General features: G+C 69.3%; 18 protein-coding genes. 8 read left to right on the forward strand and 10 right to left on the reverse strand.

Going from position 1 to position 21,222, the window contains the following annotated elements; all coding sequences use genetic code 11:
* The first annotated feature begins 228 nt into the window (after nucleotides 1-228).
* Nucleotides 229-1,692 (forward strand): aldehyde dehydrogenase family protein, encoded by a 1,464-nt coding sequence (locus ACTHMF_RS17175; protein WP_440319283.1) that lies wholly within the window; start codon nucleotides 229-231, stop codon nucleotides 1,690-1,692.
* A gap of 164 nt (nucleotides 1,693-1,856) precedes the next feature.
* The gene (locus ACTHMF_RS17180; RefSeq protein ID WP_440319285.1) at nucleotides 1,857-3,380 is read left to right on the forward strand and encodes an APC family permease; all 1,524 of its coding nucleotides are present in this window, start codon (nucleotides 1,857-1,859) and stop codon (nucleotides 3,378-3,380) included.
* A 107-nt stretch (nucleotides 3,381-3,487) separates the two neighbouring features.
* Here ACTHMF_RS17180 and ACTHMF_RS17185 read toward each other — a convergent pair whose 3' ends face one another.
* Both ACTHMF_RS17185 and ACTHMF_RS17190 read right to left on the reverse strand, forming a co-directional pair.
* Nucleotides 3,488-5,038, reverse strand: a complete 1,551-nt coding sequence (locus ACTHMF_RS17185) for a GMC family oxidoreductase (protein WP_440319287.1) — start codon at nucleotides 5,036-5,038, stop codon at nucleotides 3,488-3,490.
* Complete coding sequence (locus ACTHMF_RS17190) at nucleotides 5,035-6,477, reverse strand: purine-cytosine permease family protein (protein ID WP_440319289.1); 1,443 nt, start codon at nucleotides 6,475-6,477, stop codon at nucleotides 5,035-5,037. The genes ACTHMF_RS17185 and ACTHMF_RS17190 overlap by 4 nt, the downstream gene beginning before the upstream one ends.
* Nucleotides 6,478-6,625: 148 nt before the next feature.
* Here ACTHMF_RS17190 and ACTHMF_RS17195 point away from each other — a divergent pair, with 148 nt between their 5' ends.
* A complete protein-coding gene (locus tag ACTHMF_RS17195; protein ID WP_440319291.1) occupies nucleotides 6,626-7,549 on the forward strand; it encodes a LysR family transcriptional regulator in 924 nt (307 codons plus the stop codon).
* Between the two features lie 98 nt (nucleotides 7,550-7,647).
* Nucleotides 7,648-9,294, forward strand: coding sequence for an amidohydrolase (locus ACTHMF_RS17200; protein WP_440319293.1), 1,647 nt, complete (start codon nucleotides 7,648-7,650; stop codon nucleotides 9,292-9,294).
* Between the two features lie 18 nt (nucleotides 9,295-9,312).
* On the opposite strand, the gene ACTHMF_RS17205 is transcribed toward ACTHMF_RS17200, so the two are convergent.
* From ACTHMF_RS17205 to ACTHMF_RS17230, 6 genes are read right to left on the reverse strand one after another with little or no spacing between them, the layout of a single operon-like run.
* Nucleotides 9,313-10,380 (reverse strand): ABC transporter ATP-binding protein, encoded by a 1,068-nt coding sequence (locus tag ACTHMF_RS17205; RefSeq protein ID WP_440319295.1) that lies wholly within the window; start codon nucleotides 10,378-10,380, stop codon nucleotides 9,313-9,315.
* Complete coding sequence (locus ACTHMF_RS17210; RefSeq protein WP_440319297.1) at nucleotides 10,380-11,189, reverse strand: ABC transporter permease; 810 nt, start codon at nucleotides 11,187-11,189, stop codon at nucleotides 10,380-10,382. The genes ACTHMF_RS17205 and ACTHMF_RS17210 overlap by 1 nt, the downstream gene beginning before the upstream one ends.
* The gene (locus ACTHMF_RS17215) at nucleotides 11,186-12,178 is read right to left on the reverse strand and encodes an ABC transporter permease (RefSeq protein ID WP_440319299.1); all 993 of its coding nucleotides are present in this window, start codon (nucleotides 12,176-12,178) and stop codon (nucleotides 11,186-11,188) included. Before ACTHMF_RS17215 ends, ACTHMF_RS17210 begins: the two co-directional genes overlap by 4 nt.
* Nucleotides 12,178-13,308 (reverse strand): ABC transporter substrate-binding protein, encoded by a 1,131-nt coding sequence (locus tag ACTHMF_RS17220; protein WP_314146057.1) that lies wholly within the window; start codon nucleotides 13,306-13,308, stop codon nucleotides 12,178-12,180. The genes ACTHMF_RS17215 and ACTHMF_RS17220 overlap by 1 nt, the downstream gene beginning before the upstream one ends.
* A 55-nt stretch (nucleotides 13,309-13,363) precedes the next feature.
* Nucleotides 13,364-14,329: a sugar phosphate isomerase/epimerase family protein gene (locus ACTHMF_RS17225; protein WP_440319302.1), complete on the reverse strand. Its 966-nt coding sequence runs from the start codon at nucleotides 14,327-14,329 to the stop codon at nucleotides 13,364-13,366.
* Nucleotides 14,326-15,468 (reverse strand): Gfo/Idh/MocA family protein, encoded by a 1,143-nt coding sequence (locus ACTHMF_RS17230; RefSeq protein WP_440319304.1) that lies wholly within the window; start codon nucleotides 15,466-15,468, stop codon nucleotides 14,326-14,328. Before ACTHMF_RS17230 ends, ACTHMF_RS17225 begins: the two co-directional genes overlap by 4 nt.
* A gap of 145 nt (nucleotides 15,469-15,613) precedes the next feature.
* Between ACTHMF_RS17230 and ACTHMF_RS17235 the strand changes: the two genes are divergently transcribed.
* On the forward strand, nucleotides 15,614-16,789 hold the full coding sequence (locus ACTHMF_RS17235) for an ROK family protein (RefSeq protein WP_314146054.1): 1,176 nt from the start codon (nucleotides 15,614-15,616) through the stop codon (nucleotides 16,787-16,789).
* Between the two features lie 261 nt (nucleotides 16,790-17,050).
* Here ACTHMF_RS17235 and ACTHMF_RS17240 read toward each other — a convergent pair whose 3' ends face one another.
* Nucleotides 17,051-17,884, reverse strand: coding sequence for a helix-turn-helix domain-containing protein (locus tag ACTHMF_RS17240; protein WP_440319306.1), 834 nt, complete (start codon nucleotides 17,882-17,884; stop codon nucleotides 17,051-17,053).
* A 100-nt stretch (nucleotides 17,885-17,984) separates the two neighbouring features.
* On the opposite strand from ACTHMF_RS17240, the gene ACTHMF_RS17245 reads away from it, so the two are divergent.
* Nucleotides 17,985-18,764 carry an alpha/beta fold hydrolase gene (locus tag ACTHMF_RS17245; protein ID WP_314146052.1) on the forward strand — a complete coding sequence of 260 codons (780 nt, stop codon included), beginning with the start codon at nucleotides 17,985-17,987 and terminating at the stop codon, nucleotides 18,762-18,764.
* Nucleotides 18,765-18,840: 76 nt separating this feature from the next.
* On the opposite strand, the gene ACTHMF_RS17250 is transcribed toward ACTHMF_RS17245, so the two are convergent.
* Complete coding sequence (locus tag ACTHMF_RS17250) at nucleotides 18,841-19,647, reverse strand: helix-turn-helix transcriptional regulator (RefSeq protein ID WP_440319309.1); 807 nt, start codon at nucleotides 19,645-19,647, stop codon at nucleotides 18,841-18,843.
* 80 nt (nucleotides 19,648-19,727) lie between these two features.
* Here ACTHMF_RS17250 and ACTHMF_RS17255 point away from each other — a divergent pair, with 80 nt between their 5' ends.
* Both ACTHMF_RS17255 and ACTHMF_RS17260 read left to right on the forward strand, forming a co-directional pair.
* Nucleotides 19,728-20,804 carry a zinc-binding dehydrogenase gene (locus ACTHMF_RS17255; protein ID WP_440319311.1) on the forward strand — a complete coding sequence of 359 codons (1,077 nt, stop codon included), beginning with the start codon at nucleotides 19,728-19,730 and terminating at the stop codon, nucleotides 20,802-20,804.
* A gap of 110 nt (nucleotides 20,805-20,914) precedes the next feature.
* The coding region (locus ACTHMF_RS17260) for an inositol monophosphatase family protein (protein WP_440319313.1) at nucleotides 20,915-21,222 on the forward strand (308 nt) is incomplete at its 3' end.

The following is a 21,222-nucleotide window of genomic DNA, read 5'->3' on the forward strand; positions in this document are numbered from 1 at the left end:
TCCAGTTATTGTCAGCAATAGCGACGGAATCTGTAAAACAATGAGAATCGACGAATCGGATCAGCTGAGCTGATGAATCACCCGCCAGTGCGCGCGGGACTTCTCAGCTCGCTAAGCTTCGACCGAACGAGGTCGGTGCCCGGCGGGGGATTCGCATCAGTTCCGTCGATGCAGTTCAACGCTTTTATTCGCTCGTTGCGATGCACTCATGGTGCGTACTCTTCCCGCATGACGATCGACACAACCGTCCGCATCGACGGCAGGGCCATCATCAGCGGCGAGCGGGTAGGCGCGGCCTCCGGGGAGACCTTCGTCACGGTCAACCCGGCGACCGGCGCAGCCATCGGGGAGGTCGCCAAGAGCGGCCTCGCCGACGTCGACAGCGCCGTCGCCGCTGCCCGCGCGGCTTACGACAGCCGGGTGTGGAGCGGCCTCGGCGCCGCCGACCGCGGCGCGGTGCTCCGCCGCCTGGCCGACCTCATCGAGCGCGACGCCGAAGAGCTCGCGCTGCTCGAGTCTCTCGACATGGGTAAGCCGCTCTCGCAGACGCGCACGGTCGACGTTCCCGGCACCGCGGCGACGTTCCGCTGGTACGGCGAGCTGGCCGACAAGCTGACCGACGAGGTCCCTGCCACTCCCCCCGGCTCCACCGCCATCGTCAGCCGTGTCCCGCTCGGCGTCGTCGCCGCGATCGTGCCCTGGAACTACCCGCTCGACATCGCCGCGTGGAAGCTGGCGCCCGCCCTGGTGGCCGGCAACAGCGTCGTGCTCAAGCCCGCCGAGACCACCAGCCTCACCGCCCTCCGGCTGGGCGAGCTGGCCTTGGAGGCCGGCCTTCCCGCCGGCGTGCTCAACGTCGTCCCCGGGCCAGGCTCGGTCATCGGGCGCGCCCTCGGCCTCCACGTCGACGTGGACGCCCTCACCTTCACCGGCTCGACCTCCGTGGCCAAGAAGCTGCTGACCTACGCGGGCGAGTCCAACCTCAAGCGGCTCAGCCTGGAGGCCGGCGGCAAGAGCTCCAACCTGATCTTCGCGGACGTGGAGGACCTGGCGCTGGCCGCCGACAAGGCCGCGTTCGGCGCGTTCTACAACCAGGGCGAGGTCTGCTCGGCCAACTCGCGCATCTTCGTCGAGCGCCCGGTCTACGACGAGTTCGTCGGCCTCCTCACCACCGCGGCCCAGGCCTACCGTTCGGGTGATCCGCTCGATGAGGCCAGCGGCAACGGCGCGCTGGTCTCCGAGTCGCACGCCGACGGCGTCGCCGAGGCGATCGCGGCGGCGGCGCGCGACGGCGAGCTGATCGGCGGCGAGCGCCACCAGCGCGGGGACTCGAGCGCGTTCATCGACCCGGCGATCGTCGCCGGCCTGCCGCTCTCGCATCCGCTGCACCGCGACGAGGTCTTCGGGCCTCTCGTCGTCGTGCAGGCGTTCGACCACGAGGACGACGCCGTGCGCGCCGCCAACGCCACCGACTACGGCCTCGCCGCCTCGGTCTGGACGTCCAGCCTCTCGCGGGCACACCGCGTCTCCGAGCGGCTGGTCGCCGGGACGGTGTCGGTCAACACCGTCGACGCGCTCGGCTCGACCACACCATTCGGCGGGTTCAAACAGTCCGGCTTCGGCCGCGACCTCTCCCGGCACGCCATCGACAACTACGTCGGCCTGAAGACCACGTGGTTCCAACACGACTAGGACGCACGGGACCGCGAGGAGTTCGACGCGTGCGGTCGCGTCGTGCGCGACCGCAGCGACTTCCCGCGTCTCGGTCGGGCAGAGCGGATCCTGCAGCTCGAACCGCGCCTTCAGCCCCGCCCCGTAAGTCATCCCACCCCGAGAATGCAAGCGAAGGAGTCCCGATGAGTTCATCCACCGAGAACGACGCGAAGCTCGCGACCTCGAGCATCCGGGCCCAGCGCTTCCACAAGACGCTGGGCCGCCTCGACATCGTGTTCCTCTCGATCGGCGCCGTCATCTCCATCGACACGGTGGCGCAGATCGCGGCGGGAGGCGGCGCCGAGGCGTTCACCTGGACCGCGGTGATCGGTATCACGTTCCTGTTCCCGTACGCGCTCGTCATCTCCGAGCTCGGCAGCACCTTCCACGACGAAGGCGGTCCCTTCGTGTGGGTGCGGCTCGCGTTCGGCAAGCTCACCGGAGCCATCGCGACCCTGTTCTACTGGATCACCAACCCGTTGTGGATGGGCGGCTCGCTGGTGTTCATCTCCGCGGCGACCTGGGGCGCGTACATCGCGCCGCTGCCGGAGGGCAGCGCGGGGGACATCGTCTTCAAGCTGGCGTTCATCTGGCTGGCCATCGGCACGGCGATCATCGGCCTCCGTTACGGCAAGCACATCGTCGCCGCCGGCGCCGTCGTGAAGATCGTGCTGCTGCTGGTCTTCGTCGTCACCGTCGTCGTCTACGCCCTGAGGAACGGCGTGCACGGCTACGCCGCCGGCGCCTTCTCGCCGACGCTCGCAGGCTTCCTCGCCGTGACGCCGGTCATCCTGTTCGCCGTCGTCGGATTCGAGGCGCCCAACGGCGCCGCCGAGGAGATGCGCAACCCCCAGAAGGACGTCCCGAAGGCGATCACCTCCTCCGGGATCATCTCGATCCTGTGCTACCTGATCCCGATCTTCGCCATCCTCGCGGTGCTCCCCGCTGACAAGGTCCAGGGCGCCAGCGGCCTCCTCGACGCGTTCAAGGAGGTCTTCTCGGTCTACGGGATCGCCACCGGCCCGGTGATGTTCATCGCCGCCCTGCTGTTCGTCTTCGTCGTGCTGACGCAGGCCAGCGCCTGGATGATCGCCTCCGACCGTGTGCAGGCGGCCGCCGGCGCCGACGGCGCCTTCTTCCGCTACTTCGGCGTCTTCTCCAAGCGGTTCGGCACCCCGGTGCGGATGAACCTGCTCTCCGGGATCGTCGCCACCGTCTTCTGCATCGCCGCGACCCTGCTGCTGAAAGGCAGCACGGCCGCCGTGTTCACCGTCGTGCTGACCGTCGCGATCTCGACGTTGCTGCTGTCGTACCTGGTGATCTTCCCGTCGATCATCCGGCTTCGCCGCACGTACCCCGACGTCGAGCGCCCGTTCCGCGTCCCCGGCGGCACCGCCGGCCTCTGGACCGCCGTCATCGTCATCTACGCCTGGGTGCTGCTCGGTTCGTGGGTGGCGGTGTTCCCGGGAACGCTGGAGTCGGTGTTCGGCCTCGAGTACGACTTCGTCGACACCTGGGGCGTGGACCGGCCGACATTCGAGGGCTTCACCCTCGGCACCCTCGTCGTCATCACGATTCTCGCGCTGGCCGGCTACTTCTGGCAGCGGGCGCGCGACCGCCGCGTCGACCCCGGGCCCGAACTGCTGCTGGAGCCGGTGCGCGACTGACGCGCGCCCCCACCCGGCGCGCCCGACGCGGAAATCCCAGCCGATTCGGCTGGGATCTCCGCGTCACACGGGTTCCGCCCGCGCGTCGAGCACGAACCCCGGACGACTCAACCCGCGATCAGGTCCGCTGCCCGCTCGGCGACCATCATCACGGTGATGACCGGGTTGACCGACGTCAGCGTCGGGAACACGGACGCGTCCGCGATCCGCAGCCCCTCGATCCCGCGAACCCGGAGCGAGGGGTCGACCACCGCGAGATCGTCGTCGACAGCGCCGATCCGGCACGTTCCGCTCACGTGATAGACGGTCTGGTGGATGTCGCGCTGCACGGCCGACAGCTCTTCGTCCGACTGGACCTCCGGGCCGGGGAAGATCTCCCGCACCAGATGGCGGCGCATCGGCTCGGCCTCCGCGATCCGGCGCGCCAGGCGCACGCCCGCGACGAGCATCCGCTCGTCGTGCCCGGAGTCGTCGGTGAAGTAGCGGTAGTCGATCACAGGAGGCTCGTCCGGGTCGGAGGAAGCGATCGTGACCCGGCCGCGGCTGTGCGGCTTGGCCACGTTGGGCGCTATCGCCACGATGGACGACGGAAAACTCACCCCGCGTGCGCGCGGGTGGTCGACGACCGGCACGACCGGGAAGTGCATGAGCACGTCCGCCTTGGTCGGGTCGCCGTCGACGCCGACCATCGCTCCGGCGTCCCAGCCGGAGGCCGAGATCGCGGGCGGGGCCGAGACGGCCTCCCACACCACGAGGCCCTCTGCATGGTCCTGGAGGTTCTCCCCCACGCCGGGCAGGTCGAGCACGGGCTCGACGCCGGCGGCCTCCAGCACGTCGGACGGGCCGATCCCCGAGAGCAGAAGCAGCCGTGGCGTGTCGATGGCCCCGCAGGCGAGCACGATCTCGCGGCGCGCCCGCACCGTGTGCAACTCGCCGTCCGGCGATCGGAAGAGGACGGCCACAGCCCGGCCGTCCTCCACGACGACCCGCTCGGCGCGCGCTCCGGTGATCACATCGAGCGACTCCCTGGTGTCCATGACGTCGTGGAGGTAGTGGATCGAACTCGACCCGCGCACGTTGCTCTGCGGGTCGTAGCCGACCTCGAAGAAGCCGGCACCGCGTGCCACGGTGTCGGTGCGGCCGTCGTTCCAGCGCTCCTGCAGCGGCAGGTCGAGCGCGCTGCGTGCGGCCGCGACCACGTCGGCGACGAACGGGTTCCGATCCGCCGGCGCGACGGGGTGGATCGGGATCTGCAGCCGGTCGAAGTACGGCTGGAAGCTCGCCGCCTCCCACCCTGCCGCTCCGGCCTCCACCCACTCGTCGAGGTCGGCGGCCGGCGGCCGCCACGCGATCATCGTGTTGGCCGTCGAGCAGCCGCCGAGGATGCGCATGCGCGACTGTCGGATGTCCGAGTTGCCTCGCTCCTGCGGCACGCTGCGGTAGTCGAGGTCGTATTCGCTCTCGATCATCTCCTCCCAGCGCCGGATGGATCGGGCGCGGCCCTCATCGCGGTCGCTGGGGCCCCACTCGAGGAGGCCGACGGTGACGCCAGGGTTCTCGGAGAGCCGCGCGGCGACGATGCCGCCCGCGGTGCCGCCGCCGACCACGACGAAGTCGTATTCGGCGACGGCGGGCGTGCTGGTGGGACTGGCGGTCATTCTGCTCCTGCGGTTCCGATGGAGGGGGCGACCGGTGTGGAGGCCGGCTCCGGCGCGAGCACCGGCGGCGTGGAGGGCGCCCACTTCATGAGCGCGTAGTAGAGCGGGCAGATCACGGCGAGGCCGACGATCCACGAGATGTCGACGCCGCCGAGGGCGGTGGCGATCGGGCCGGAGTAGAACGCCGTGCTCAGGAAGGGCAGCTGCACGAGGATGCCGAGTATGTAGCAGATCACCGCGTTGCGGTTGATGCGGCCGTAGACGCCGCCGTCCTTGCGGAACAGCGAGGCGATGTCGTACTCGCCGTGCTTGACCGCGTAGTAGTCGACGAGGTTGACGGCGGTCCACGGGATGAGCACGCAGAGCAGCAGGATCATCAGGTTCGACAGATTGACCAGGAAGTTCGCCGAGAAGGCGAACCCGAGCACGAGCGCGATCAGGAAGAGGATGACCGCGATGGCTCCGCGGGTCACGGCCCGAGGGATCCACTTCGGGAACAGCGTCTGCCCGATCGTGATGATCGCAAGGCTTCCGCAGTAGAGGTTCATGCCGTTGCTGACGCTGATGCCCACGCCGAAGACGAGCATCGCAAGACCAGCGATCCCGGGGACGAGCGCGCTCAGGCCGGTCGCCACGTCATCCTTGGGGAAGGCAGCGCCGACCAGCGAGCCGAGCACCATCGGAATGACGGAGCCGAGGACGCAGCCGGCGAACGTCGCCCAGAACGCGGCGCGCACACCGGTGTCCTTCGGCATGTAGCGCGTGTAGTCCGACACGTACGGGGCGTAGGCGATCTGCCAGAGCGCGGCCACCGAGATGGTGCCCATGATGCCGGTGGCGGTCACCGAGCCGTAGTCGATCGCGGCCGCCGGCAGCGTGCCCGCCGCGAAGATGTACACGAAGACGAGCGCGATGGTGAGGCCCGCGACGACGCTCATCACCGTGCCGAACACGTGAAGCAGGCGGTACCCGAAGACGGCGCCGAACACGCTGATGAGGCCGACGAGCACGGTCGACCAGAAGTCGCCGATGTGCGTCAGCGAGTCGAGGGCCTGGCCGCCGAGGATCACATTGGAGGCGAAGAACGCCACGTACATGCCGACGACGATGACGACGACCAGGAGGCTGCCGTACGACCCGAACTGGGCGCGGGTCTGCAGCATCTGCGGCACGCCCATCTGCGGGCCCTGCGCCGCGTGCAGGGCCATCACGACCCCGCCGACGAGGTTGCCGGCGATGAGCGCGATGATCGCCGCCCAGATCGGGAGGCCGTACACGGCGGTCGCCAGCAGGCCGGTCGCGATGGACAGCATCATGATGTTGCCGCCGAACCAGATCGTGAACAGGTTGCGGGCCTTGCCGTGCCGCTCGTTCTCGGGGATGTAGTCGATGGTGCGGCTCTCGACGCCGAGAGCGTCGCTCCGTGCCTCCGTGCTCATGAGTCTGCTCCTCATCGTCGTTTGGCATAGAAGCTTCTGCCACTTTTCGGCATCGATCAACTAAGGTTGCCTGAACTACTGCATCACTTCGGCAGATACCACGCCGGAGGAAACAGCCCCGAAACACCGCCGTAACCGGAGGGCAGGGATGAGCAAGAAGCCCGACGTCACCCTGGCGCAGCTGCGCTACTTCATCGAGGCGGCGACGCACCTCTCGATGACCCGTGCCGCGGAGGAGCTGTTCGTCGCCCAGTCGGCGGTCTCCTCGGCCATCGCCCAGCTCGAGCAGCAGGTCGGCGCGCAGCTCTTCATCCGCCAGCGCTCGCGCGGTCTCACGCTCACGCCGTCCGGCCAGCAGTTCCTCGGCGACGCCCGCGCCCTGCTGCTCAGCCTGGAGGAGGCGCTCGACACCGCGCGCGGCATCGACAACCAGGTGCGCGGCACCATTCGCATCGGCTGCTTCGTGACGCTCGCGCCCTTCGTCCTCCCGGCGATCGTCAGCCGGGTACGCGCGATGCACCCCTACCTCGACGTCGAGGTCGACGAGCTCGACGCCGACGGCGCCCAGGCCGCGCTGCGCAGCGGTCGTGTGGAGCTGCTGATCGGCTACGACTTCGGCTTCGGCAACGACATCCGCACCGCCGTCCTGTCCGATGCTCCCCCGCACGTCATCCTGCCGGCCGACCACCCGCTGGCGGCCTCTCCGCAGGTGTTCCTGCGCGAGCTCTCCCGCGAACCGATGATCCTGCTCGACCTCCCACACAGCCGCGAGTACTTCCTCGGCATTCTCGCCGGCGCAGGCCTCCAGCCCGAGATCCGGCACCGCTCGATGAACTACGAGACCGTGCGCGCGTTCGTCGCCCACGGCCACGGCTTCTCGATCCTCAACCAGCGGCCGCGGCACGACCTCAGCTACGACGGCGAACGCGTCGCCGCCCTGCCGATCGCCGACGCCGTCCCCGCGCTTCCCGTCGTGCTCGCCGCGATGCGCTCCGTGCGCGCGACGGCGCGGGCTCGCGCGGTCGGCGACGTCGCCGCTGAGATCGTCGCGCAGACGCTGAACCCGTCGTGAGGGACCAATCTCCCGTGCTGATGAAGTAGTCCAAGCACAGCTATTTGCCTGATCGGCTTCCGGAGCCGCAGACTGTCCGGATACGCGAAGGGACGCCGATGACGAGTCTGCACATCACGAACGCCCGCCTCTACCGCGGGAACGGCCGGTGGGAGCACGGCGGTGTGCTCGTCCGCGGCGGCGTCATCGCGGCCGTCGGGCCCGACACCGAACTCGCGGGGTCCCGCGACGCCGGCACCGAGGTGCGCGACGCGGGCGGCGCCTCCCTCCTCCCCGGCTTCCACGACACGCACGTGCACCCGCCGATGGCCGGGAGCTCGCTGCTCGGCATCGACCTGATGCCCGTGCACGACGCCGAGGCCTACCTCGGGATCATCGCCGACTACGCCGCCGCGCAACCCGGACCCGACACCATCGTCGGAGTCGGCTGGTACGGCGATGTCTTCCCCGGTGGCTTCCCGACCCGCGCCATGCTCGACACGATCGTGCCCGACCGCCCGGTCGTGCTCACCAGCCACGACGGTCACGGCGTCTGGGTGAACTCCCGCGCGCTGGAGGCCGCCGGCGTCGCAGCCGACGTCGCCGATCCGCTCGGCGGGCACTTCGTGCGCGATGCCACGGGCGCGCTCACCGGCGTCCTGCTCGACACCGCCATGCAGGCGCTCGACCCGATCCTTCCCGAACCCGCACCCGGGTTTCTGGAGAAGGCCATCCTCGCGGCTCAGCAGCGCCTTCACTCGGTGGGGGTGACCACCTGGCACGACGCCGCGGTCGGCAAGAGCGAACTCGGCCCGGACACGCTCGACGCCTACCTGCGGCTGGCGGCCGACGGCGCGCTCACCGCGCAGGTCGTGCTGTGCCAGTGGTGGGACCGCGACCGCGGCCTCGAGCAGCTCGCCGACCTCCAGGCGCGCCGCGCCCGGGTGGCGGCCGAGGCCCCTGGGGGCCGCGTGTCGGCCTCCACGGTCAAGATCATGCAGGACGGCATGATCGAGAACCACACCGCCGCGATGCTCGACGACTACTCCGACGCGCCGGGCGTCCGCGGAGACTCCTTCCTCCCTCCCGAGCAGCTCGCCACGGTCGTCGCCGAGCTCGACGCGCGCGGCTTCGACGTGCACATGCACGCCGTCGGCGATCGCGCAGTGCGCGAGTGCCTCGATGCCGTCGAGCACGCGAGGAGCGCGAACGGGACGACCGCCGGCCGGCACCAGATCGCCCACCTGGATGTGGTGGACGCGGCGGACATCGACCGGTTCGCCGCCCTCGACGTGACCGCGAACGCGCAGCTCCTCTGGGCGCGCACGGACACCGAGATCGTCGAGCGCAAGCTGCCCATCATGGGCGAGGACCGCGCCACCCGGCACTTCCCGTTCGAGACGCTGCGCGCCCACGGCGCCCGCATCGTCGCCGGGAGCGACTGGCCGGTCTCCGACCCGCGTCCCCTCTGGGCCATGCACACCGGAAGCACTCGGCTCGCCCCCTCCACCGACCCGCACGCGACTGGCCCGGCACTGACCGAACCGCTGCTCCCGGCCGAGGCGCTGCCCCTCGCGACGACGCTCGACGCCTATACCGGAACGGCCGCGTGGGTGGGGCGCCTGGAGGCGACGACGGGCCGGCTGGAGCCGGGACTCGCCGCCGACATCGTGGTGCTCGACCGCGACATCTCCTCCGGCCGCGGGCTGGACGAGGCACAGGTGATGCTGACCCTGGCGCGCGGCGTCCTCGTCTACTCCGCCTGACCCCGCAGCCCAGCGCGGTCAGGCGGCCCTGGTCGTCGCGAAAACGTGCAGTCCCTCCGGCGCGATGGCGAACCGCACGCGCTGGCCCTCGCTGAGCCTGTCGGCCTCCTGGGACAGCATCGTGACCGGGACCCGGAGGTCAGCGACCGCGATCTCGGCGCGGGCGAACGGGCCGAAGAAGTCCAGCGCGCTGAGCGTCCCCTCCCCCGCGGCGTCCGCGTCTGACGCCGTCAGGATGCGGACGCGCTCGGCCATCACGAGGACGTCGACCTCGTCACCGTCGCGCAGGTCGTCCTGGCGCGTGCCGAGCAGCAGGCCCCCGATCCTGATCCGAGCCGCCGCTCCGGAGCCGACCACGACGCCGGTGCCGAGCAGCTGGCCGCCGAGGAACTGAGCGACGAAGCGGTTCTCCGGCGTCCGGTACATGGACTCCGGGGTGTCGTTCTGCTGAACGATGCCGTGGTCGAGCATCATCACCTGGTCGCCGAGGTCCATCGCCTCCTCCTGGTCGTGCGTCACCATGATCGTCGTGAGCCCGGTCTCCTGGTGGATGCGCTTCAGCTCGCGCTGCATCTCGCCCCGGATCTTCTTGTCGAGGGCGCTCAGCGGCTCGTCCAGCAGGAGCAGGTCGGGCGAGGTGACCAGGGCGCGGGCGAGGGCGACGCGCTGCTGCTGGCCGCCGGAGAGCTGCGCCGGCGACCGGCCGCCGAAGTCGCCGAGCCCGACCAGGCCCAGCATCTCCTCCGCCTTCCTCCGTGACTCGCTGCGGGACGTGCGGCGTGCCCGCAGCCCGTACATCACGTTGGAGCGCACCGAGAGGTGCGGGAACAGCGCGTAGTTCTGGAAGACGAAGCCGATGTTGCGCTTCTCGACCGACAGGCGCGTGACGTCGCGCTTGCCGACGTGGATGGAGCCGTCGTCCGGCTCCTCGAGGCCGGCGACGATGCGCAGCAGGGTGGACTTGCCGGATCCCGAGGACCCGAGCATGCAGCAGAACGAGCCGTCGCCGACGGTGAGGTCCAGCGGTTCGAGGACGCGCGTGCCGTTGAACGTCTTGGAGACGCGCGAGATGGTGAGCTCGGCCATCAGTTTCCTTTGTTCGTAGCGGTGAAGAGTTTGGCTGCGTTGCCGGAGAGCCAGTTGAGGACGACGACCAGCAGCACGGTGGAGAGGATGATGAGCGTCGCGAGGGCGTCCACATCCGGGGTCACGCCGAGGCGGACCATGGAGTAGATCTGGACGGGCAGCGTCGAGACGCCGATCGGCGCCAGGAACAGCTGGATCGCGAAGTTGTTGAACGTGATCACGAACGCCAGCAGGCCGCCCGCGATGATCGATGGTCCGATCAGCGGGATGGTGATAGTGAGGAAGGTGCGGAGCGGGCCGGCGCCGAGGGAGTGCGCCGCCTCGGCGTAGTGCGGGTCGAGGTCGCGCAGACGACCACTGACGATGAGCACCACGAACGGCAGCGACGTGACGACAGAGGCGAGGACCAGCCCCACCGTGCTCGATCCGAGTCCGAGCCAGCCGAACACCACCACGAAGCCGGCGGCGAGGATCAGCGCGGGGACGGTCAGCAGTGCGAGCAGCAGGCCGTTGATCGGCACGGTGATGAAGGCGCGCGTGCGCGCCATCCCGAGGGATAGGAGCGTGCCGACGATCACCGCGAAGATGGTCGCCTGGGTGGCCAGGTTCAGACTGGTGAGCAGGGCATCCACGAGCGCCTGGTCGTTGGCGAGATTGGCGTACCAATCGAAGGTGAACCGGAACGGGAACGTTCCGTACCGCGACTGATTGAGGCTCAGCACGACCATGCTCACCAGCGGCAGCGCCAGGACGACGAGCAGCACGTAGAGCCAGATCTTCATGAGCCGGGGCAGGACGGCGTTCTTCATCGTGTCGCTCCCTGGGTGGAGAAGGCATTCTCGGTGGTGAGCGCATCCTCGACCAGGCGAGTCTGCACCGTCAGCCGTTCCTGCTTCGGCCGCCCGGACTTCGAGACCCCGGACACCGCGTTGCGCGACCAGGCGAGCAGCCCGGTCATGCCGCCGACGATCGCGAGCGAGGCCACGAGCAGCACCAGGGACATCGCCACCGCGAACTGCTGATGAACACCGGCCTGGAGCTGCGCCGAGATCGTGTTGCCCAGCATCTGCCCGTTCGGTCCGCCCAGGATCGCGGGCTCGGCGAACGCGCCGACCGTCTGCACGAAGGTGAGTGCGAAGTTGACGCCGATCATCGCCGAGCTGAGCGGCCAGATGACGCGCGTGAAGACGAATCCCTTGCTCGCGCCGAGGGTTCGCGAGGCCTCGAGCACCGACCCGCTGATCTGCTCCGAGGCCGAGTACATGACCAGGATCGCCGTGGGGATGCTCTCCTGGATCAGCATGAGGATGTTGGCCGTCGGCGTGTACATGATCGACGCCTGCGGGTCGACGAGGCCGATGGCCGACAGCAGGGACATGATCGGGCCGCCCGCCTGGATCAGGCTGACGAACCCGTAGATCAGCAGCAGCTGCGAGGTGATGTAGGGGATGATCACGAATCCGAGGATCAGCGGCTTCGCCTTCGGCCTCGTGTAGCGTGCCAGCGCCCACGCCGCGGGCCAGGCAAGAGCGATGCTGACGACCGTGACGCAGAAGGCGATCGCCAACGTCCGGCCGAGCAGGGCCATGTACACCGGGCTCGCGAACATCTCCGCGAAGTTCTCGAGGCTGACGGCCCCGGAGCCACTGGTGAACCCGATGACCAGCAGCGCGACCAGCGGCAGCAGCGCGAACAGGACCAGGAGGACGCCGCCGGGCGTCAGGAGGAACCCCGTGCCCAGGGCTCCCCTGGCCCGCCGCCGCGGGCGGTGGGCCAGGGACAGAGGAGCGGTGGTCATCAGGAGCCGGCTTTCACCTGCGTCCAGGCGTCAACCCACGACTGGAGTCGATCGGCCGGCTGCGGCAGCTGCAGCGCGAGGCTGGAGATCTTGTCTGGGCTGGCCTGGAGCCGGGTCAGCGTGGCAGCGGGCAGGCTCGACACCACCGTCTTGTTGGCCGGCGCCGGGGAGGCGTCCGCGGGAGTGTTCGCCCATTTCGTGTAGAAGTCGGCGCCCGTCATGTAGTTCAGCCATTTGTACGCGAGGTCGAGATGCTTGGTCTTCGCCGCGATCGCCCAGTTGTCGATCCAGCCGACGGCGCCTTCCTTGGCGATCTCGTACGTGAAGTCCTGCGCACCGGCGGCCTTGCCTGCGATCAGACCGCCGATCGCGTCGGAGTTGCCGATGCCGGCGACGACCGAACCGCTGGCGATCGCCTTGGCGAGGTCATCCGTCGACGAGTAGGTCAGCTTGGCGTTGTTCTTCAGCTTCTGCAGCGCCGGCGTGATCTTCGACATGTCGGGGTTCTGCGGGTCCTCGCCGAGGTAGAGCGCCGTGATCGGCACCAGGACGGTCGCGTCGTCGATGAGCGCGATCTTCCCCTTGTACTTCGGGTCCCACAGCACGCTGAGCGAGTCGGGGGTCGGCGTCACCTCCTTGCTGTCGTAGAAGAGGCCGGTGCTGCCCCAGGTCCACGGGATCCCGTACAGTTTGTCGTCCTTGCGGATCTCCTTGCGCTGCGCGAACTCGGGGTAGACGTCGTTGTAGTTCGACAGCTTGGAGGTGTCCAGCGTGTGGAAGATCCCCTGGTCGATGCCCTGGCCGATGTACTGGATGTTCGGGAGGGCGACGTCGATGCCGCCGTTCGCCTTGTCCACCAGCTGGAGCATGTTCGACTCGGAGTCGATGTACTGGAACTTGAGGGTGGCGCCGGTCTCCTTCTTGAAGTCGGTGGCGACCCAGGGCAGGTCGGCGCCGTACCCCTTCCAGATGGCGACGGTCAGCGTGTTGTCGCCGCTGCCGGACGCGCTCGGCGAGAGCGAGCACGAGGTGAGGGCGGCCGCGGCCGCGACGGCAGTGCCGGCGACGACCATCATTCGTCGAGCGATGGAGCGGCGGCGTTGCCCTTTGGTGCTGCGTGAGGTGTTCACGTCAATTTCTCCTTGTTCGTCATGGTGCAGGTGTCCACTCTTGGTGGGGTGGCGCTCAGAGGATGCCGGCGGTGGCGTCCTCGAGATAGCTGCGGGCGGCGATGAGCTGCCCGACCGGGTCGGAGGCGACATCGAGCTCGAGCAGGATGCCCCCCTCGTAACCGATATCGGCGAGCGTTCGCGCGAACGCCGGCCAGTCGACGATGCCCTGGCCCGCGGCCCGGAAGTACGGGCGGTGGCGTTCCCAGATGCCCTCGTCGACGAGAGCCTTCTCGCGGAAGGCGCCGGCGGCGTCCTTCCAGTGCGCGATGACGACACGTTCGCGGTGGCGCGAGACGAGCTGGACCGGGTCGCCTCCGCCGAGCACGATGTGGCCGGTGTCGGGACAGAATGCCACGAGGAACGGATCGGTCAGCAGCAGGAAGAGGTCGACGTCGCGCGGGGTCCAGAAGACGGAGTGGCTCTCGGTGTGCAGCGCGAGGGTCACGCCGTGGCGCGCAGCGATCGCGCCGACCTCGTTGGCGATCTCGGCGATCGGCGCCGCCGTGGCGAGGTCGACTGGCGCCAGCCCGTCGCCCTGCGCGTTGTTCCTGCGCATCGGTAGGCCTGCGACGAGGAAGGAGGCTCCGAGCTGCCCGAGGAAGGCCGCCTCGGTCTCGGCGGCGGCGAGGATGGCCTCCCTGGTCGCCGGGTCCGTCACGTCCTCGGCGTGCTCGATGTCGGCGAAGTACGCGCTGACGACCGAGAGCCCGCGGGAGGCCAGCTCTGCCGCGAACGCCTCCGCCGATCCGTACGCGGCGATGGCCGTCTGCCGGTCGGCGGGCGGGAACGTCATCTCGAGTTCCGAGACCCCGGCCTGTTCGAGCGCGTCGAGGATGGTGTCCCAGACCCGGCGCGGCTCCGCCGCCGCGAGCGCGGTCAGCTCCTCGCCGTCGGCGAGCCCCCAGAACTGCGGGTGGAAGAAGGTGATCAGGTCCACGCCGAACGCGCGGCCGGTGGTGGTTGTCGTGGCGGTGGTCATGCGGTCGCTGTCTCCTCGGTGACGGCCGAGCGCCAGGTGGCCGTCGCCGGCTCGGGTCGCTCGCAGGTGGTGGTGAGCGCCTGCGCACCGTCGGTGCCGTTCGCGATCGCGTCGAGCACCTCCAGCACGTGCAGGGCGAAGTCGGAGCTGGTGCGGAACGGCTCTCCGGTGATGGCCGCGGCCAGGTCGGCAACGCCGGGGCCGCGGAGCGGAAGGAGCTCCTCCGGCACGCCGCAGGTGAAGCCGTCGATGGCGGCAGGCAGCTCGCGCCATTCCGCCTCGTCGTGGAGGCGCACGCGCACCGTGTCGTCATAGTTGTTGGGATCGGGGACGCTGAGCGTGCCCTGCGAGCCGTAGAGCTCGATGAACGGCAGGTTGTGGTCCCAGACGTCGAAGCTGGCGAGCACCGTGCCGATGGCTCCGGAGGCGAAGTCGAGGGTGGCGGACGCGTGGGTGGGGATGCTGACCTCGATCGAGTCGACACGCCGTCCGGGCGTGGAGACCGGCCGGACCGGACTGCCGATGCGGGCGCTCGCGGCGACGCTCGCCACCGGACCGAGCAGGTTGACGAGCGCGGCGATGTAGTAGGGCCCCATGTCGAGCGCCGGCCCGCCGCCCCTCGTGAAGAGGAAGGTGGGGTCCGGGTGCCAGAGCTCCGCCTTGCTGTGGGTGACGAACGCGCTCGCGCCGATCACCTCGCCGATCAGGCCCGCGTCGACGGCGGCCCGCGCCGTCTGACCGGCGGAACCGAGGAACGTGTCGGGCGCGGAGCCGAACAGGACGCCGCGCTCGCGCGCCTCTGCGACGAGCGGGGCCGCGGTCGCGAACGAGGCTGTCAGCGGCTTCTCGGTGAACACGTGTTTCCCGGTGGCCAGCAGCGTACGAGTGACGCTCTCGTGGGCGAGCGGCGGGGTGAGGTTGACGAGGATGTCGACGTCGTCCGCCGCGGCGAGCGCCTCGACGCTGTCGTACACGGGGACGCCGTAGCGGTCTCCGGCAGCGCGGGCGAGCTCCTGGCTCAAATCCGTGCAGCCCGCGATCCGCAGCCCGTCGAACCGGGTCAGTCCGCGGAAGTACGCTCCCGAGATGTTGCCGCAGCCGACGATGCCGACGCCGAGCTGGTCTTTCTGTGCAGTCACGCTCGCCCTTCTCCTTCGAAGTCTCGTCCAGCTCGTGCTCGAATCGCACTCGCTGTTGATCGGGAACAGTAGCAATTATGCGCGGTAATAGCAAAATTATTTTGTTTCGCGTAGAATCAGGGCGGCACGAAGGGGTAGACCACTCATGGATCACGTGGAGATGAGGCAGCGCAACGCCGCCACCACACTCGGCATCCTCTACAGAACCAGTCCGGCGAAGATGACCCTTCTCCAAAAGGAGTCCGGGCTCTCGCGCAGGACGATCGAGCTGATCCTCGACGACCTCATGGACAGCGGCTGGGTGAGCGAGCTCGACGGCCCCTCCCCCGACACCCGTCCGGTCGGCCGACCCGCTCGCAGCTTCGCCTTCCGCTACGACGCCGCCTGCATCGTCTCCCTGCAGCTGGAGGCGGGCCAGATCCACGCGACCGTCGCCGACCTCTCCACCGCCGTCCTCGGCGACCTCCGCGAGACGCTTCCTATCCAGACATCGAGGGCAGAGCGCTTGGCATTGCTGGACGACTGTGTCACCCGCCTACTCGAAGGCGCCGGAGTCGCCCGGTCGTCCGTCGTCGCTGTGACCGTCTCAACGCCGGGTATCGTGCACGACGACGGCACCGTCGACTTGCCCATGACCATGCCAGAGTGGACGGGCTTCTCCCTGAGCGACGCCGTCGGTGAGCTCTTCGACTGCCCGGTGAAGGTGGAGAACGACGCCAAGCTCGCCGCGCTCGGCGAGAAGTGGTCACGCGACGGCGAGGTCCAAGATTTCGCGTACATCTTCGCTGACAGCGAGCGGATCGGTGTCGGTCTCGTCCTCCGCAACGAACTGCACCGGGGGCGCAACGGTGTGGCCGGTGAGGTCACCTGGGCCAAGGAACTCGGCCTCAGACACCTGACGAGCACACTCCTCGTGGGCCTAGACGACGAGCGAGCGCCCGGGCATGACACAGCGCAAGCCCTCGTGACCCGCGCGCGCGAAGGCGACCCCGGCGCGATGGCCGAAGTCGACGCGCTGGCTCGTGCGCTTGTTCCCGGCATCACCGCCATCGCCTGGCTCCTCGGCCCAGAGGAGATCATCCTCGGTGGAACCCTCGGCACGATCCAGGACCTGCTCATCCCCGCCCTTGAACGCGCGCTGTCAGACGAGGAGCACCCGGTCGAATCCCGGATCCGCGGCTCCCAGTTCGGCGATCTGAGCGTACTGACCGGCTGCATGCGGATGTGCATCGAGTCCCTCAGCGACCAGCTCTTCCGGTCCTCCACCGTCCGCGCCCCCGCACCGATGCGATCGCGCGGCGCCTACGCGACAACGGGTTGAATCAACTCCTCGTTGCATCCACCACCTGAAACCGCCACGTCGCCGCGTGGGCCGGATTCCGTGAGCGCCCTCTGAATCCGATCTCTCCTCCATGTGTGCCCCGCTGCGTCTGCGAGGAGAACCGATGCTCGCCGCCGAACACGATGCGCTCGGCTCCGTAGCTGTCGATCGCGAGATTCAGCAGGCGGTCCCCTGATTCCGCAGACCCGGCGCGCTGCCTTCCCGACCGCGGTGCGCGCTGGGCCGCGCCGCCCGGTCCGGCTACGCCGTCACGCCCGCGACGGACTTCTGCCAGGCCCCTGGTCTCTGCCCGGTCGCCCGGCGGAAGAACACCGAGAAGTTCGACGCGTCGGTGAAGCCCAGGGCGGCAGCGCATGCGACCGCCGTCAGCCGGTCATGCGCGAGCAGCCGCTTCGCTTCGAGCGCGACCCGCTCCACCAGGTACGCCTTCGCGGTCGATCCGGTCGCCCGCGCGACGGCACGCGAGAGCGTGCGGGGGGCGTAACCCAGGGCACGCGCGTAGTGCTCGGCATCGTGGTGCTCGCGGAAGTCCGTCTCCACCCGGTCTCGGAACGCCCGGAACACCCGGTCCTCCACCTCGGCCTCCACCTCGGGAGGCCGGAGCCGGCCGAGGAGGGCGGAGAGCAGGATCGCCGGGAGCTCCGCCGAACCGCCCGCGGCCGGAGCCGAGGTCTCCAGCACCAGGTGATCGAGCGCCGCAGCCACATACGGGCGCTCGTCAGCGGGAATGGCCCAGACCGGCCGGACGCCCGGGGTCGCGACGAGTGCGCGGGTCGCAGCCGTGACGGGAGCGGTCGGAACGAACAGGGCCAGCCGGCCCGCGATGTCGCCGACGTCCGCCCAGCGGTGCACGGCGCCGGCCGTGATCCACGCGACGGACCCCGGCGACAGCCGGTAGGAGGCGAAGTCCACCATGACCGTGCCCGTCCCGGCGTCGACAACGGCCAGGACGTGGAAGTCGGCGCGCTGGGTGCCCCCGCTGTTCATCGCCCGCAGAGCATCGAAGGTGAGCGTCTCCACCTGCTGATCCCGGGGGTCGGGCGCAGCGTAGCGCATCTGCGTGATGGACGGCACGAGTCCATTTTGCACCATGACGAGTCCGGTTCTGCCGATGACCGGATATCCACCATCCGCTTGCATGGAAGAAGGCAAGCGAACTCAATCGAGGAGAATTGTGACCGAAACGAACCACACCGATCTGCCCGCATCCGACCGCCGCCGTGGCACCGGGCCGACGCTCGTGTTCCTGCACTACTGGGGCGGCGCGGCCCGGACCTGGGATCTGGTCCGGGACCGTCTCGACGGGAGGGACAGCATCGCCGTCGACCAGCGCGGCTGGGGCCGGTCCCGCGACCTGCCCGGCCCGTACACGCTCCGCCGGCTCGCCGACGATGCGCTCGCGACGGTCCGCGACGCCGGGCTTGACGACTATGTTCTGGTCGGCCACTCCATGGGCGGTAAGGTCGCCCAGCTCGTCGCCGCCACCCGGCCGGACGGCCTGCGCGGGATCGTGCTGGTCGGGCCGGGGCCCGCGAAGCCGGCCGCGATGATCACTCCGGAGTATCGGACCGGACTGTCGCACGCATACGACTCGGCCGAGTCCGTCGCGGGAGCCCGCGACCAGGTCCTGACGGCGTCGCCGCTGCCGGAGGGCTGGGCCGACAGGGTCGTCGCGGACTCGCTCGCGAGCGGGGCCGACGAGGCCCGCACCGAGTGGCCGCTGCGCGGCATCGCCGAGGACATCAGCGACAGCACCCGGCGGATCGCTGTGCCGGCGCTCGTCGTCGGCGGCGAGCTCGATCGCGTCGAACCCGTCGAGGTCCTGCGCGACAACCTCCTGCCGTACCTCGCCGACGCGACCTTCACCGTGCTGCCGGGAACGGGCCACCTCATCCCGCTGGAGGCGCCGGACGCCCTCAGCGACGCCATCGCGAGGTTCGTCGCGACGCTCTGAGCCAGCACGCAGGGTGAGGGCGTTGCTGCCGTGGGTGGTGAGGGGCGCCGCCCGAAGTCGTCGCCGCCGGACGGCTTCACGTTGCGGAGCTGGCACCCTGCTCTTCGGGTGTCGTGCGGTATACGGTGAGCACTTGCTCCGCCCGGTCTGCTACCTGGAATGAGGCGTGAGACAGGTGCCGCTGCGCGCCCGAGGGCATCCTGACTCGCTTCACCCCGGCCTGGGCAGTGGCGATGTCGTAACGCGGCCACCACTCGTCGGCCTCTGCGCTGGCGGAGCGGAGTTCCTCCTCGAGGCGCTGAAAGCGCGGCGAGCCGGGATGTCTTCCCGCGTTCGCGCGAAGTCGAGCGAGCAGGGATTGCGCGACGATTGTCCAATCCGGCAGGATCACGCGGGGCTCGGGTCGGAGGAACATCCACCGGGCCAAATTCGGGCGGGCATCCTCGAAGGCGCCAGTGAACAGGTCTGCTGCAGCCGCGTTCCACGCCAACAGGTCATAGTCGCTTCCCGTGATGTAAGCGGGATTCGGTTCGAGCAACGCGGGAACGGCGGCCACCTCCGGGCTAATGTCGGCGAGCTCCTCGCCGACCGCTGGACCGGCAGCGGCGATGCTGAAGAGATGATCGCGCTCGACGCCATCCAGTCGGAGTGCCGTTGCGATCGCTGCAAACACCTGACGAGATGCGCGCACGTCTCTTCCCTGCTCGAGAAAGGTGTACCAGGTCGTGCTGATGCCGGCCAGCGACGCGAGCTCCTCGCGCCGTAGCCCTGGCGTGCGACGCCGCGGGCTGACGGGCAGCCCCACCTGCGCTGGTGACATGCGTTCACGTCTGGCGCGAAGAAAGCTGCCCAGCTCCGCCCGGTGCAGATCGCCGCCGTCCATGTCGCCACCCTTCTGGCAGATGGGATACCAGCATAACTGGGCTCTGGATGCCAGTACTTGGACCGGCCGAGACTGGGCGTATGAAAGCGTGGACACTGGATTCCCTCGGCTCACCGCTCACCGTCAGCGACGTTGCCGACCCGCAATTGCGTGAGGGAAGCGCGGTCGTACGCATGCTCTCGGCACAGATTCCTGCTTACACCCGGGCGCTCACGACGGGTGACCGGGGTGGCTTGGCGCTACCGACGGTCCTCGGGATCGGCGGTATCTGCCGGGTTGAGGCTGTGGCGGACGATGTGCACTCCGTGCGGCCGGGTGAGATCGCAGCGATCACCGGTTTCCTCGCGTCCGGGCGGATCGCAGAGCCGGAGGAGGTGCTGCTCGGTTGGACCGGGATCGGCGGCCGGGGCCGCGAGACCGCCACGACGAGCTGCATGCGCCGGGTCTGGCGGACGGGCACCTTCGCCGAGCAGGCGATTCTGCCAGGATCAACGCTGGTCGCACTTCCGGGGGCGGAGAAATATCCCGATGTGGCGAGACTCGCGTTTCTTCCGTGGCTAGCCGTTGCCGCCAGCGCGCTGGAGCGCAGCGGTGCGAGCGCCGGGGATAGGATCGCCATCATCGGTGCCAGCGGCCAGCTCGGGGGAGCGGCGACACTTCTTGCCCTCGCCCGCGGCGCGGGCGTCGTCGCCGCTGTGGGCCGCAACACCGCCAGCTTGGACCGACTTGCCGCCCTCGATCGGCGAGTCCGTGCGGTCCGCTCCGTCGGCGACCGGAGGAATGATGCCGCCGCGATCACGGACGCCCTCGGCGGTGACGCAGACGTCGTCATCGACGCGCTTGGCCCCACCCCCACCCCTGACCTGACCATGGCGGGCTTCGATGTCGCACGTGTGGACGGGACGATTGTGTTGCTCGGGGGAGTCCGGCAGGACCTCCCGATCCCATATGGCGAGCTCATGCGGCGGCGGCTCACGCTCGCCGGCTCGTGGATGGCGTCGAACCAGACCGTCTACCGCGTTTGGCGCCAGATCGAATCGGGCGTTGTCGACCTGGGCCCGCTGGACGTCAGCCATGTCGGACTCGATGATGTCGAAGGTGCCTTGACTGCCGCGGAGGCAACGACCGGCCTTGGCTTCGTTGCCCTCGTTCCCTGATCGCGATGGCACGAATCCGTCGGTGGGACGCGTTGTCCTTTTGGCGGATCGGCCGCGACCGCAGCGGCACTGGCTGATACATGTGTGTGGCATCACGACCGAGTGCGTTCTTGCCCGCCGTCGTCGACCGCTCGATCGAGAAGTACGTGCGCGAACGGGTCCGCGACCATTTCCCCGACCACGCCTTCGTCGGCGAGGAATTCGGAGGCGAAGCCGTGCCGGGGCGCCCCACCTGGTATCTGGACCCGGTGGACGGCACCACGAACCTCGCCAACGCAGTGCCGTGGACGGCGTTCTCACTCGCGCTCGCCGTCGACGACCGCCCGCTCGTCGCCGTCGTCGCGGACCCCTGGCAGGACACGCTCTTCGACGCCGTCGCCGGGGAAGGCGCCCGCCGAGACGGCGTACAGCTGACGAT

The sequence above is a fragment of the Leifsonia sp. genome (assembly GCF_051955155.1).
GTDB lineage: Bacteria > Actinomycetota > Actinomycetes > Actinomycetales > Microbacteriaceae > Leifsonia.